Raw genomic sequence first — 13,006 nt, 5'->3', positions numbered from 1 at the left:
AAATGGGAGTACACTATTTCATCCAGGCCTTGTTTGTCCTGGTAGGGCTCTTGTCCCTGCTGGCGGCCATCTGTAACTGGAACTGGTTTTTCACGGCAAAGAACACACAGTTTATTGTGAGAAATGTGGGACGGAAACAAGCCCGCTGGTTCTACGCCCTGATTGGTTTCCTGATGATAGCTACAGGCGTATTTTTCTTTCTGTCTATTCAGGGAACAGTGTAAAACGAACAGAGTTTTCAACAGCTTGTTAATAACTTCGACAGGTTATTAACAGGCTGTCTTGTTTTCCACACCTTAAAAATCGAAGGAAAGCTGGCCGTCGCCTAACAGATTAAAGCTCATCCGGTGATAAGGAGACGTGCCGTAAGCAGCGATGGCTGCACGGTGTTTCTTGGTAGGGTAGCCCTTGTTGCTCTTCCAGTCGTACATCGGATATTCTTCGTGCAGACGGTTCATGTAATCATCACGATAGGTCTTTGCCAAAATGGAGGCCGCCGCAATGGACAGGTATTTCCCGTCTCCTTTTACAATAGTGGTATGCGGAATGCCCGGATAAGGATTGAAGCGGTTACCGTCAATCAGCAGGTGCTGGGGAACCACCTTCAACTGGGCAACGGCCCTGTGCATAGCCAGGAAAGATGCATTCAGGATGTTGATTTTATCAATCTCTTCGGGTGATACCACTCCTACCGCCCAAGCCGTAGCTTCCTGCTCAATGACCGTACGCAACTCATAGCGTTGCTTTTCCGTCAGCTTCTTGGAATCGTTCAGCATTTCATTGCGGAATCCGGGAGGCAGAATGACGGCTGCCGCATAGACTGCTCCGGCCAAACAACCGCGTCCGGCCTCATCACATCCGGCCTCCACCAACTCTTTATGTAAATAGGGCAACAACATATCTACCTCTTTCTTTTTTCGGACTGCAAAGGTAGTATATTTTTCCCGGCCTGCCACCTTTGGAAGACAGAAGTTATCCCAAGGTTATGCACCGATTTTCGACCAAGACCTAACGGGATATGGCAGAAGATTCGTATCTTTGCCGTGCAAAAAAATGAACGTATGGTACAGATTGACGACGTAATAGTAAGCCTGGACATTTTCAGAGAGAAATTCTTGTGCGACCTGAATGCCTGCAAGGGAGAATGTTGCATCGAAGGAGATGCAGGAGCCCCTGTGGAACTGGAAGAAGTGGAAAAGCTGAAAGAAGTGCTTCCCGTGATATGGGACAGCCTTTCGCCCGAGGCTCAGGAGGTCATCAACCGGCAGGGAGTGGTCTACACCGACCAAGACGGCGACTTGGTCACTTCCATTGTCAACGGAAAAGATTGTGTGTTTACCTGCTACGATGAGAAAGGCTTCTGCTACTGTGCCATCGAAAAAGCATTCCGCGAAGGGAAATGTAGCTTCTACAAACCGATTTCCTGTCACCTCTACCCCATCCGTGTCAGCGACTACGGCCCGTATAAAGCACTGAACTATCATCGCTGGGATGTATGCAAAGCAGCCGTATTACTGGGGAAAAAAGAAAATCTGCCGGTCTATAAATTTCTGAAAGAACCGCTCATCCGCAAATTCGGAGAAGCATGGTATGAAGAAGTGGAAAACGTGGCCAAAGAACTGGAAGCTCAACACTTGATTTAACGATATATTCCCGCCACCACAGGCTCCTTCAGCCGGGTGACGGGATTTTTTATGTCTGAATTCTATTTTGCCTTTTCTATTCGTACCTGTTTGACTAAACGCAACGCGTAATCCTGCGTTTCCCCAGATTTCATTACAATCGTATTATAAAAGCAGAAAGTAGTATTACAATCATTGCACAGATAGCGGCAATCATATTTATTAAAACGATCCAAACCATGATCTGCTAACATATCGCTCAGTGTGATAAGTGTATCATCATACTGGTCGCGGAACTCTTTTGCCTCTTCGGTCGTAAAGGTTCTCCATCCTGTGATTCCGTCCACTTCATACGCTTCACAAACCTGGATGGCCTCCGCTTTCTTCAATAACCACTGTCGGGGAGAAACCAACGTAGCGATGACTTCGTTTGCAGAAACAGCCTCTACTTTCCACACAAAGAAAGGTCCCCAGATACTTTCCGATTCAGGCAACTCCTCAGACACTAACACATCGGAATCTCCGCCGACTGTTCCATCCTCGTTCGTACCTCCCGTATTTACTTCCGAATCTTCATTACCCCCATTCGTATCTTCATTTCCTCCTTCCTCTTCTTCCGGAGCATCATTTGGCTCATCCTCCTCTTCTCCCGGCACCTCTACCTCCGGCTGGTCCCAGTCGTCTTCCTGCGTCATATGTTCAAAAGGGAATTCTTCAAAGGTTTCTGTCACCCAGTCCTGAACGGCCGCATTTCCTTCCAACGTAATCTCCCCTTTGCCTGTACTGACAAAGCGATATGGTCTTCCAGCCTCCAATGGATAATTGAAAAAATAACCATATACGGTTTCTTCGGTTTCTGTCTTGACATTGAGTGAGAGATGCGTCTGAGTACTCTCGGAAGGAAGAATATAAATCGGGCCTGCTTTCCAGGCATTTTTCTCTTTTTGACACACCACAGAAGCAAACTGACCGTCATTACTCCTGTTCCCCTCAAAAGTGATTCCAGAACTGACAGGAGAAATACGGGCTTCCACCTCTACCGCCTCATCAGGTATCCCCTCAAAGGACAGATATAAAGCAGCTACTGCATATGACAAGGAAACCGATACCCTGACATCATTTCTCAGCCGTACCGAATTCTTCCCCATCACCAGCGGCGTATGGGCATGATTTCCTTGCGAAAAAGTTAGCATCTGCCTGGAGTTCAGACTCATTGGCGGCAAGTAATCTTCGGAAGAAAGTCCGGAGATAGCCGTCAACACATAGTCTCCGACAGGTTGAGTCCACACAGGCCACTCCGCCTGATTCTGTATCTCTTCCTCCCAGACGGACTCTCCTTTCGTATCAAACAAATAAAGATGTAAAGGATAAAGGGAAGTAAAAAGCGAAGCATTGGATAAAGTGACATCCATTTCACAAGAGTCAACGGTCTCTACCATTTCAGATTCTTCCTCCACTGGATAAGTACCACATCCGGAGAAAAGAAACACACAGGTCCACAGGACAAAAAGCAAATGAGTCTGCATACGTAATTCCATAGTCTTTTTATTTGGGATAACGTATCCAGACTCATTCGTCTACCACTACAGCACGAGAAAAGGCTGTTAAAAATATTTTTCCAGTTTTTTTATCATCATTCCAAGACAGAAAACCACCACATGATCGTTTTCCTGAATCATGGTATTACCGGTAACCAGAATACCTTCTCCATTCCGAATCAGTCCACCAATAGTAGCTCCTTTCGGTAAGCCCAAATCTTTCACCGGCTGCTTTGTAATCTTCGCGCCCGGCTTAACAATAAACTCTGCCACATCCGCATTGGCAAAAGTCAGACATTTCACATTCGACACATCCGCGTCAAGCATCATCTGGTAAATGTGACTGGCGGCAATGAATTTCTTATTGATAACCGTTCCGATATCCAGGCTCTCTGCCATACTGATATAATCCACATTTTCCACTTCCGCCACCGTCTTGGTCACTCCCATCCGTTTGGCAGCCAGGCAGGCCAGGATATTGGTTTCAGAATTACCTGTCAGTGCCACGAAGGCTTCTGTGTTTTTGATGCCTTCTTCCAGCAAAAGCTGAATGTCACGCCCGTCTCCATTAATCACCATAACTCCATCGTCTACCAGTTCTGTCAACCGGTTACACCGGGCAAGGTCGCTTTCAATAATTTTGGCTTTCATGTACTCAGGCATGTATTGCACCGTACGTACAGCAATGCGGCTTCCGCCCATAATCATGACATTCCGCACATCCGCCTCATTCTCTTTTCCGGAAATTTTACGGATATAAGGAATGTATTTCTTGGTCGTCGTAAAATAGACCACATCATTCAACTTAATCACATCATCACCACGCGGAATAATCGTCTCATTCCCCCGCTTGATAGCTACAATATGGAAAGGTATGTTTCTTCCTCCCAGCTCATGCAAAGGCACATTCAGAATCTCTGCCTGCTCGCGCATCTTGGTTCCCAACAGAACCAACGCACCTCCGGCAAATTCCCACCATTGCCGGATCCAGCTCATCTTTACGGCATCTACAATGTCACGGGCTGCCAGCATTTCCGGATAAATCAGGGAATGTACACCCAATTTGGCAAAAAACTCCTTGTGCTTAGGCAACAGGTACTCATAATTATCAATACGAGCCACTGTCTTCTTCGCGCCCAGACTGGTGGCAAGCATACAAGCTGTCATATTGCGACTCTCATCGGGCATTACCCCGATAAACAAATCTGCTCCAGCTACCCCAGCCTCTTTCAGACCATTAATGGAAGTGGGCGACAAGTTTACCGTCATAAGGTCCAGGTTGCTTCCCATGGCACTCAGTTTGCCCTCGTCTTCGTCCATCAGGATAATATCCTGTTTTTCGCCCGAAAGCAGTTTGGCCAAGTGAGTACCGACCGCACCCGCACCTGCTATAATAATTTTCATATCTTGATTATCTGAGTGATTGTGTTCAATATACTTTCCTCATCAATGCCACAAATGGCATACAAATCCTTGACCGGACCATGCTGCACAAAACGATCAGGCAACCCCAGTCGCTTCACCTGTGGACAATAGCCATGGTCACTCATAAACTCCAGTATGGCACTACCCATACCGCCGTTACGAACTCCATCTTCCACGGTCAATATACGTGTGAATTTCTTTCCGACTTCATGCAGCAGTTCTTCATCCAGCGGCTTCAAGAAACGCAAATCATAATGAGCCACGCTGCAACCCAGTTCCTTTTCGGCTCGGTCTATCGCAGCAGCGGCCTTATTGCCTATCGGTCCGATGGTAATGACAGCCAAATCGGTTCCGTCTTTCAGTTTTCTTCCTTTTCCCACCTCTACTGCCTCCAACGGGCATTCCCAGTCGGTCAGCACACCTCGTCCACGAGGATAACGGATGACAAAAGGTCCCATATTGGGAAGCTGTGCCGTATACATCAACCGGCGCAATTCATGTTCATCATAAGGAGAAGCAATGACCAGATTGGGTATCGGACGCAGATAAGCCATATCAAAGGCCCCATGATGGGTAGGTCCGTCTTCTCCCACCAAACCGGCACGGTCCAGGCAGAGTACCACATTCAGTTTCTGAATAGCCACATCATGGATAATATTATCATATGCCCGCTGCATGAAAGAAGAATATACATTACAGAACGGCAACAACCCTTCCTTCGCCATACCACCAGAGAAAGTAACGGCATGGCCTTCTGCAATACCTACATCAAATACCCGGTCGGGCATTTCTTTCATCATGATGTTCATGGAGCACCCTGATGGCATAGCCGGTGTCACACCCACAATCTTCTCATTCTTGCGGGCCAGTTCCAGTAACGTATTTCCAAATACTTCCTGAAACAAGGGAGGCATCCCCGTGGTATCGGAAACAATACGTTCCCCGGTCTCTTTATCAAAAAGGCCAGGAGCATGCCACACCGTGGCCGATTCTTCCGCCGGCTTGAAGCCTTTTCCCTTACGGGTATGGATATGCAGCAGCTTCGGACCCTTCATGTCCTTGATTTCTCGCAACACCCTTGTCAGGGCCGTCACATCGTGTCCGTCTATCGGACCAAAATAACGGATATTCAGTCCCTCAAAGATATTCTGCTGTTGCATCAGCATGGATTTCAGACTGTTATTGAAACGTATCAGGCTCTTCCGGCGTTCATCGTTCAAAATTCCCAAACGGTAAAGTTTCTGCGACAACGCATTCCGCAACCGATTATATCCTTCGGAGGTATGCAAATTCATCAAATACTGCTTCATACCTCCCACACTACGGTCAATGGCCATATTGTTGTCGTTCAGAATAATCAGAAGATTATTCGGAGTAGAAGATGCATTGTTCAAGCCTTCAAAAGCCAAGCCGCCACTCATGGACCCATCGCCGATAACCGCCACCACATGACGGTTATCTTCTCCTTTTCGGGCAGCCGCTACAGCCATTCCAAGTGCCACAGAAATTGAATTAGATGCATGTCCACAAGTGAATGTATCATATTCACTCTCCGCAGGAGAAGGGAAAGGACAAATACCGTTTAATTTTCGATTGGTATAAAAACGATCGCGACGCCCCGTCAGGATTTTATGCCCGTAGGCTTGATGACCCACATCCCAAACAATGCGGTCGTAGGGTGTCTGATATACATAATGAAGAGCTACCGTCAATTCTACAACCCCTAAACTGGACGCAAAATGTCCTGGATTGCAAGATAACTCATCTATAATCTTATTGCGCAGTTGATGACAGACCTCCGGCAACGCCTCGACAGAAAGTTTCCGTAAATCCTCAGGGCTATCTATCTTATTCAACAAATCGTATGAAGTTGTCTGTTCCATCCTTATTCTTTGTTAACTTTAATCGTACAAAAATAGCACAAATATACATAATGTATTTACATTTGCAGTAAATTTTCTCTGATTATGGAATTTAGGACAAAAGTTGAACTACCAGTCAAGGGGCCGAAGCTACATCATTCTGACAAATTGATGATTTGGGGGTCCTGCTTTTCCGAGCATATCGGTAATCTGCTGATGGAGAACAAATTCACCTGCGACATGAATCCTTTCGGAGTATTATACAATCCCCTGTCGATTGCCACTTCCATACAATGCCTGCTGGAAGGAACTTGTTACGAGCCGAAGGACTTACACCATACAGACGATACATGGTACAGCCTGATGCATCACAGCTGTTTTTCGGCTGCCTCACAGGAAGAATGCCTGGGAAAAATCAACGAACGCATCCGTAAAGGGCATGCGAATCTGCTACAAGCCGACTGGATACTCATCACCTGGGGATCCTCCTTCGTGTATACATGGAAAGAAAATGGAGCCATTGTAGGTAACTGTCACAAGTTGCCAGCCCGTCTCTTTGAAAGGAGAATGGTCAGTGCGGAGGAAATTGCCGCTGCCTATATTCCTCTTCTCCAACAGCTTCACACACTTCGGCCCAACTTGCAATGCCTGTTTACAGTCAGCCCAATCCGTCACCTCAAAGACGGACTTCACGGCAACCAGCTCAGCAAGGCCAATCTATTGCTGGCTACCGACAAGATTTGCCAGGAACTCGATTTCTGTCACTATTTTCCCTCCTATGAAATTATGATGGATGAACTGCGGGATTACCGTTTCTATGCCGACGACATGATGCATCCGTCTCCCCTCGCCATCCAATATATTTGGGAATGTTTCAGCAATTGTTGTTTCACTCCTTCCACCCTCTCTTTCCTGAAAGAATGGGAAAAGATACGACGTGGATTGGCCCACAAGCCTTTCAATCCCGAAACGGAAGCCTATCAAACCTTTTTAAGTCAAATACTGTTAAAGATAGAGGAGTTAAAAGAAAAATTACCGTACTTAGATGTTCAAAAGGAAATAAAGTCATGTCAAGCACTATTGAAGAAATAACTTCCATCTTGGGAGCTGAACGCAGAGGAAACACGCCCGCTACCATCGACTGGATCCTAACAGACAGTCGATCCTTGTGTTTCCCGGAAGAGACCCTGTTTTTTGCTTTGAAAACAAAACGTAACGACGGTCACAAGTACATCCCAGATCTCTATCAGAAAGGAGTACGCAATTTCGTCGTGAATGAAATACCTGAAACGGCTTCCTCTTATCAGGACGCTAATTTTCTGATTGTCCCCAACCCGTTGAAAGCCTTGCAGCGACTGGCTTCCAAGCATCGGGAACAGTTCCAGGTACCTGTCATCGGTATCACGGGAAGCAATGGAAAGACCGTCGTCAAAGAGTGGTTGTATCAGCTGCTCAGTCCTGACCGTGTTATTACCCGCTCTCCAAGAAGCTATAACTCACAAATTGGCGTGCCTCTGTCTGTCTGGCTCATGAACGAACATACTGAATTGGGCATCTTTGAAGCCGGTATTTCTGAAATGGGTGAAATGGAAGCTCTGCGTCCCATCATCCAACCTACCATCGGCATTCTGACCAATATCGGCGGAGCACATCAGGAGAATTTCTCTTCCCTGCAGGAAAAGTGCATGGAAAAGCTGCAATTGTTTAAAGACTGCGATGTCATTGTGTACAACGGTGACAACGAACTCATTGCCAGCTGCGTGACCAAATCCTTGTTCACGGCCCGTGAAATTGCTTGGTCTACCAAAGATTCAGAACGGCCGCTCTTCATCGAGAAAATCTTGAAAGACGATACAGGCACCACCATCAAATACCGCTACCTGGGATTCTTCAAGGAATACCGCATTCCGTTCATCGACGATGCGTCCATTGAGAACTCCCTGCATTGTTTGGCCGTAGCGCTCTACCTGATGGTTCCACCCGAAGCCATCGCTGAACGCATGCTTCACCTGGAACCGGTAGCCATGCGCCTGGAAGTGAAAGAAGGGAAAAACGGTTGTACATTGATCAACGACAGCTACAATTCCGACTTTGCCTCTCTTGACATTGCACTGGATTTCATGATGAGACGCTCGGAAGACAAAACCCGCAAGCGTACACTGATTCTTTCTGACATGCTGGAAAGCGGACAAAGCAGCAAGTTGCTCTACCGTCAGGTGGCCGACTTGGTACACAGCCGGAAAGTAGATCATATCATCGGAGTTGGTGAAGAAATTTCTGCGGCAGCCGGCCGGTTTGAAATTCAGAAGGATTTCTTCCAGAATACTGCAGAACTACTGAACTCAGGTCTGCTCAACCAACTGCATAACGAAGATATTCTGATAAAAGGGGCCCGTGTGTTCCATTTCGATGACATCACCGACGCATTGGAATTGAAGGTACACGAAACCATTCTTGAAATCAACCTGAATGCCTTGGTAGATAACTTGAACCACTACCGGAACAAATTGAAACCGGGAGTCAAGATGGTCTGCATGGTGAAAGCCTCTGCCTATGGAGCCGGTTCTTTTGAAATCGCCAAGACCTTGGAAGACCAACGAGTAGATTACTTGGCTGTAGCTGTAGCCGACGAAGGAGCCGATTTGCGAAAAGCTGGTATCAACAGCTCCATTATGATTATGAACCCGGAGGTTACTGCCTTCAAAACCATGTTCGACTATCGTCTGGAACCGGAAGTATACAGTTTCCATCTGCTGGAAGAACTGATTAAAGCAGCCGAACGCGAAGGAGTGAGCAATTTCCCAATTCACATCAAGATTGATACCGGCATGCACCGCTTAGGATTTGCTCCAGAAGAGATGCCTCAGCTTGTACAACGCCTGCAAAAACAAAGTGCGGTCATCCCCCGATCTGTATTCTCTCACCTGGTAGGAAGTGATGCAGAACGTTTTGATGCCTTTACCCGCCACCAGATAGAAACTTTCGAAGCAGCCTCCACCGAACTTCAACAGGGGTTCAAGCATAAAATCATCCGCCACATCTGTAACACGGCGGGTATCGAACGCTACCCGGGCGCACAATTCGACATGGTTCGTCTGGGAATCGGACTCTACGGCATTGACCCGTTTACCAATAAGATACTGCATAATGTTACCACCCTGAAGACCACTATCCTGCAAATCCACAATGTACCTGCTGACGATACCGTGGGTTACAGCCGGAAAGGTGTTCTGACACGCGATTCCCGTATCGCAGCGATTCCTATCGGATATGCCGACGGTCTGAATCGACACTTGGGCAACGGACATGGCTATTGCCTGGTCAACGGACAGAAAGCTCCTTACGTAGGAAACATCTGTATGGATGTGTGCATGATTGACGTGACCGACATCGACTGCAAGGAAGGTGACAAAGCCATTATCTTCGGCGATGATCTTCCGGTAACGGTACTCTCGGATATATTGGAAACAATTCCGTACGAAATCCTGACGAGCGTTTCCAACCGTGTAAAGAGAGTATACTATCAAGACTGATTCTTCCGACTACATTGATAAAGAAAAGGACAGCCCCCGGCACGAAAAGAAAATTTAATGCCGGAGGCTGTCTTTTTATCGATAACGAAGGCACTTCTATAAAGAACAAAAGAAAGTGACCAGAAAAGGTACGCTGAAGTCGGTCACAAACCCATGAAAGATGGACACGATGACAAACTGCTGTCCGGAACAACGGGTAATGATGGGCAAAGTGGTATCCATCGTCGTGGCTCCTCCCGAAGAGATAGGTGCCAGATTGCCAAACCAGCGAACCAGCAAAGGAGCACCTAACAGCGTCATAATCTCACGAAAGATATTCGACAACAACGCCACCGTCCCCAATTCAGGTCCCTTATACTCGGTGATAAAAATACTGGATAACGAATAATAACCCATACCGGAGCCCACTGCCATGCAATCGGCCATACTCCGGTGGGGCAACAGCAAACTGACCAAGGCTGCGGCCGCTAACGTGCCCAAAATAGTGGCTACAGGCAGAAAAACCAGTCGCGGATTCAAGGCCCGGAAGTTCTTCAAGGTCTGCGGATCATTTCCGATGCTCAATCCCACACTGAACATCAAACCGCACAACGCATAGAAGCTGATGTCACTCTCCCCCACCTCGAAAGGAAGCAGATGAAAAGCTCCACACAAGGTTCCTAATACAAAAAAGCCTACAATAATCAAGCTTCCTTTCATACGCTTCTCCCTTTCCTCTTATACAGCCAATGCCACAACCCCCAAGCCAGGACACAACTTCCCAGTACACAAGCCAGGGCAATCATCAACGCTTCTCCTCCCAAGGTAGCCAACCCTTCCACAATCCGGCGGTTTCCGCCCACTTCCACTCCTAAGAGGAACAAAAGTACCCAGATCAAGACGGTAATCACCCTACCAATCCAGGATAATCTCTGACGACGAAGCAGAAAGCCTATTGCTATTCCACCGAACATGACACCTATTACTGTAAACATGTAGTAACCTTATTCAAAATCTGATGCAAAAATAGCGAAAAAAGAATATTCCCCTCTTTCCCCATCGGAAGTTTCCGGACTTGCTCCAAACAAAAAAGGATTACTGCTCACGCGGTAATCCTTTTTTATCTAGTTAGTAGATTAATTTTGAGAGAATTGAAACTTCACAGCCTCATTGTTGTTTTAAGTTCTAATAAGCACTAACTATATTTATATAAAAGCAAATGAAAATGTTCTATCTGTTATTGTTCTCCTCCAGCCTGGGCTTGGGAGAAGTTTCTTTCATCAAGGTTCTCAACGAATCACCTTCATAAGCAACCTGAGGGTCTCCCTGACGATTCTCGTATTGGTCGTATACATAAACGATGCCTGAAGTATCTCCGTCACCTGCCGCATGTTTTACCACACCACCCAAGGTGAAAAGCAGAATCATCATGGCTGCAGCCTTAAACAACGGCATAAAGCGCGTATACAGCGTCAGTCGTTTGGCCTTTACCACCGGACGTTCAATTTCTGCCAGCACACGCTGATCAAAATCTTCACCCAGCTTCATCTCGCCTGCTGCCTCCTGATAAGTAAACAAAGAACGGTAACGGCGCAAATAAGCAGGAATCTCTTTCTGCTGAAAGAAAATCCGTAGAATCTGTTCTTCCTCTACGGAAGTTTCACAGTTCCAATAGCGTTCCAGAAGTTGTTCAATGTACTTATAGTCCATAATCGTTTATTTCACTATATTTTAACTTGATGCGCTGGCGAGCTCTGAAAAGGTTTACCTTCACTTGCTCTTCTGTAATGTCCAGCACCTCCGCAATTTCCTTATAACTCTTACCTTCAATATCCCTGAGCTGTACGATGGTCCGTTGCTTCTCAGGAAGTTCGTTTATCAGCCTGTGCACCAGCCGGAACTGTTCATCCCGTTCCATTTGGCTTTCAGGAGTCAATGCATCCGGCATTTCTTGCGTTTCAGGAGTCAGTTCCAGATTCTGAGCTTCTTTTTTCTGACTTCGGTCAATGGCCAGATTGCGGACAACCGTCAGACAATAGGCTTCTACCGATTCCAGCTGCGCCCATTCGTCGCGTTTGTTCCACACTTTAATCAGTGCATCCTGAACAATGTCTTCCGCCTCAGCCCGGTCGAACGTAATACGCAGGGCTAATCTGAAAAGCTTGTCCTTCAGCGGTAGGATATCGTCACGAAAACTGATCTCTTGCATTGCTTTCTATAATAATGACGGGTGAGTTTCATAAAAGTTACACCCACCCGTCGATTTTTTTTAATTATTTTCTGATAATGGTTCCCGCGTCCTTATGAATGGCTGATGCTAAGGTAATTACAACCTGTGAAACTCCAGCGTCCAAGGCCGAAAAAGAATTTTCCAGTTTCGGAATCATGCCTCCTTGTATCACACCTTCGTCCACGTAACGTTTGAACAAGTCGGGGGTCAGCACCGGAATCACGCTGTCATCGTCATTCTCGTCGCGTAGCACGCCTTTCTTTTCAAAACAGTAGACCAGTGTCACCTCAAAATACTCAGCCAAGGCCTTTGCCGTTTCTCCGGCAATGGTGTCGGCATTCGTGTTCAGCAGGTTGCCGTGACCGTCGTGCGTCAACGGTGCCATGACAGGCACAATCTGCCGATGAATCAAATCGGTCAAAGCGGCTCCATCTACCTTCTCCACATCGCCCACATAACCGTAGTCAATATCCTTTACCGGACGCTTCACGGAACGGATGACGTTCATATCGGCTCCCGTCAATCCGACGGCATTCACGCCTCTTGCCTGCAAACCGGCCACGATATTCTTGTTCACCAAGCCCCCATAAACCATGGTCACCACTTTCAAGGTATCGGCATCGGTAATGCGACGTCCGTTTACCATCCGGCTCTCAATGCCCAGTTGTGCCGCAATACGGGTAGCCGAACGGCCTCCTCCGTGCACCAGCACCTTATAACCGGGCATAGAAGAAAAATCGTTCAACAGCTGATTCAATGTGTCAGGCTCTTCTACAATTTTTCCTCCTACCTTTATGACTGTCAGTTTCTCTTTCAT

At 46.9% G+C, this 13,006-nt stretch carries 13 protein-coding genes; 4 read left to right on the top strand and 9 right to left on the bottom strand.

Annotated features, from left to right (window positions below; translation table 11 throughout):
* Window positions 1-2: 2 nt before the first annotated feature.
* Window positions 3-224: an immunity 17 family protein gene (locus tag H6A28_RS10450; protein WP_204476075.1), complete on the top strand. Its 222-nt coding sequence runs from the start codon at window positions 3-5 to the stop codon at window positions 222-224.
* A gap of 72 nt (window positions 225-296) precedes the next feature.
* Here the strand turns inward: H6A28_RS10450 and H6A28_RS10445 are convergent, their stop codons facing one another.
* Window positions 297-899, bottom strand: coding sequence for a ribonuclease HII (locus H6A28_RS10445; RefSeq protein WP_204476074.1), 603 nt, complete (start codon window positions 897-899; stop codon window positions 297-299).
* A gap of 162 nt (window positions 900-1,061) precedes the next feature.
* Here H6A28_RS10445 and H6A28_RS10440 point away from each other — a divergent pair, with 162 nt between their 5' ends.
* Window positions 1,062-1,643, top strand: coding sequence for a DUF3109 family protein (locus H6A28_RS10440; protein ID WP_204476073.1), 582 nt, complete (start codon window positions 1,062-1,064; stop codon window positions 1,641-1,643).
* 62 nt (window positions 1,644-1,705) lie between these two features.
* Here H6A28_RS10440 and H6A28_RS10435 read toward each other — a convergent pair whose 3' ends face one another.
* The 3 genes from H6A28_RS10435 to dxs form a co-directional block, all read right to left on the bottom strand.
* Window positions 1,706-3,160: a FimB/Mfa2 family fimbrial subunit gene (locus H6A28_RS10435; RefSeq protein WP_204480178.1), complete on the bottom strand. Its 1,455-nt coding sequence runs from the start codon at window positions 3,158-3,160 to the stop codon at window positions 1,706-1,708.
* Between the two features lie 66 nt (window positions 3,161-3,226).
* Window positions 3,227-4,564, bottom strand: a complete 1,338-nt coding sequence (trkA, locus tag H6A28_RS10430) for a Trk system potassium transporter TrkA (RefSeq protein ID WP_204476071.1) — start codon at window positions 4,562-4,564, stop codon at window positions 3,227-3,229.
* Window positions 4,561-6,468 (bottom strand): 1-deoxy-D-xylulose-5-phosphate synthase, encoded by a 1,908-nt coding sequence (dxs, locus tag H6A28_RS10425; protein WP_204480176.1) that lies wholly within the window; start codon window positions 6,466-6,468, stop codon window positions 4,561-4,563. The genes trkA and dxs overlap by 4 nt, the downstream gene beginning before the upstream one ends.
* Before the next feature lie 84 nt (window positions 6,469-6,552).
* On the opposite strand from dxs, the gene H6A28_RS10420 reads away from it, so the two are divergent.
* Both H6A28_RS10420 and H6A28_RS10415 read left to right on the top strand, forming a co-directional pair.
* Window positions 6,553-7,539 carry a GSCFA domain-containing protein gene (locus tag H6A28_RS10420; protein WP_204476069.1) on the top strand — a complete coding sequence of 329 codons (987 nt, stop codon included), beginning with the start codon at window positions 6,553-6,555 and terminating at the stop codon, window positions 7,537-7,539.
* A complete protein-coding gene (locus tag H6A28_RS10415) occupies window positions 7,515-9,980 on the top strand; it encodes a bifunctional UDP-N-acetylmuramoyl-tripeptide:D-alanyl-D-alanine ligase/alanine racemase (RefSeq protein WP_204476068.1) in 2,466 nt (821 codons plus the stop codon). Before H6A28_RS10420 ends, H6A28_RS10415 begins: the two co-directional genes overlap by 25 nt.
* Before the next feature lie 96 nt (window positions 9,981-10,076).
* On the opposite strand, the gene H6A28_RS10410 is transcribed toward H6A28_RS10415, so the two are convergent.
* The 5 genes from H6A28_RS10410 to argB all read right to left on the bottom strand — a co-directional run bounded on the left by H6A28_RS10410 (window position 10,077) and on the right by argB (window position 13,006).
* A complete protein-coding gene (locus H6A28_RS10410) occupies window positions 10,077-10,679 on the bottom strand; it encodes a lysine exporter LysO family protein (RefSeq protein WP_204476067.1) in 603 nt (200 codons plus the stop codon).
* Window positions 10,676-10,954, bottom strand: a complete 279-nt coding sequence (locus H6A28_RS10405) for a LysO family transporter (protein WP_204476066.1) — start codon at window positions 10,952-10,954, stop codon at window positions 10,676-10,678. The genes H6A28_RS10410 and H6A28_RS10405 overlap by 4 nt, the downstream gene beginning before the upstream one ends.
* 235 nt (window positions 10,955-11,189) lie before the next feature.
* Window positions 11,190-11,669: a hypothetical protein gene (locus H6A28_RS10400; RefSeq protein WP_204476065.1), complete on the bottom strand. Its 480-nt coding sequence runs from the start codon at window positions 11,667-11,669 to the stop codon at window positions 11,190-11,192.
* A complete protein-coding gene (locus tag H6A28_RS10395) occupies window positions 11,659-12,168 on the bottom strand; it encodes an RNA polymerase sigma factor (RefSeq protein ID WP_204480174.1) in 510 nt (169 codons plus the stop codon). The genes H6A28_RS10400 and H6A28_RS10395 overlap by 11 nt, the downstream gene beginning before the upstream one ends.
* A 64-nt stretch (window positions 12,169-12,232) precedes the next feature.
* Window positions 12,233-13,006 (bottom strand): acetylglutamate kinase, encoded by a 774-nt coding sequence (gene argB, locus H6A28_RS10390; protein ID WP_204476063.1) that lies wholly within the window; start codon window positions 13,004-13,006, stop codon window positions 12,233-12,235.

The sequence above is a fragment of the Bacteroides mediterraneensis genome (assembly GCF_016900355.1).
Lineage (GTDB): Bacteria > Bacteroidota > Bacteroidia > Bacteroidales > Bacteroidaceae > Phocaeicola.
The sequence above is the reverse complement of the archived record's forward strand: the minus strand, read 5'-3'. Positions and strand labels throughout refer to the sequence as shown.

Coding starts and splice junctions, on each gene's coding strand:
- H6A28_RS10410 (WP_204476067.1), bottom strand. CDS start 10,679: ATGAAAGGAAGCTTGATTATTGTAGGCTTTTTTGTATTAGGAACCTTG.
- H6A28_RS10445 (WP_204476074.1), bottom strand. CDS start 899: ATGTTGTTGCCCTATTTACATAAAGAGTTGGTGGAGGCCGGATGTGAT.
- H6A28_RS10450 (WP_204476075.1), top strand. CDS start 3: ATGGGAGTACACTATTTCATCCAGGCCTTGTTTGTCCTGGTAGGGCTC.
- H6A28_RS10415 (WP_204476068.1), top strand. CDS start 7,515: ATGTCAAGCACTATTGAAGAAATAACTTCCATCTTGGGAGCTGAACGC.
- H6A28_RS10440 (WP_204476073.1), top strand. CDS start 1,062: ATGGTACAGATTGACGACGTAATAGTAAGCCTGGACATTTTCAGAGAG.
- argB (WP_204476063.1), bottom strand. CDS start 13,006: ATGAAAGAGAAACTGACAGTCATAAAGGTAGGAGGAAAAATTGTAGAA.
- H6A28_RS10435 (WP_204480178.1), bottom strand. CDS start 3,160: ATGGAATTACGTATGCAGACTCATTTGCTTTTTGTCCTGTGGACCTGT.
- trkA (WP_204476071.1), bottom strand. CDS start 4,564: ATGAAAATTATTATAGCAGGTGCGGGTGCGGTCGGTACTCACTTGGCC.
- H6A28_RS10400 (WP_204476065.1), bottom strand. CDS start 11,669: ATGGACTATAAGTACATTGAACAACTTCTGGAACGCTATTGGAACTGT.
- H6A28_RS10405 (WP_204476066.1), bottom strand. CDS start 10,954: ATGTTTACAGTAATAGGTGTCATGTTCGGTGGAATAGCAATAGGCTTT.
- dxs (WP_204480176.1), bottom strand. CDS start 6,468: ATGGAACAGACAACTTCATACGATTTGTTGAATAAGATAGATAGCCCT.
- H6A28_RS10395 (WP_204480174.1), bottom strand. CDS start 12,168: ATGCAAGAGATCAGTTTTCGTGACGATATCCTACCGCTGAAGGACAAG.
- H6A28_RS10420 (WP_204476069.1), top strand. CDS start 6,553: ATGGAATTTAGGACAAAAGTTGAACTACCAGTCAAGGGGCCGAAGCTA.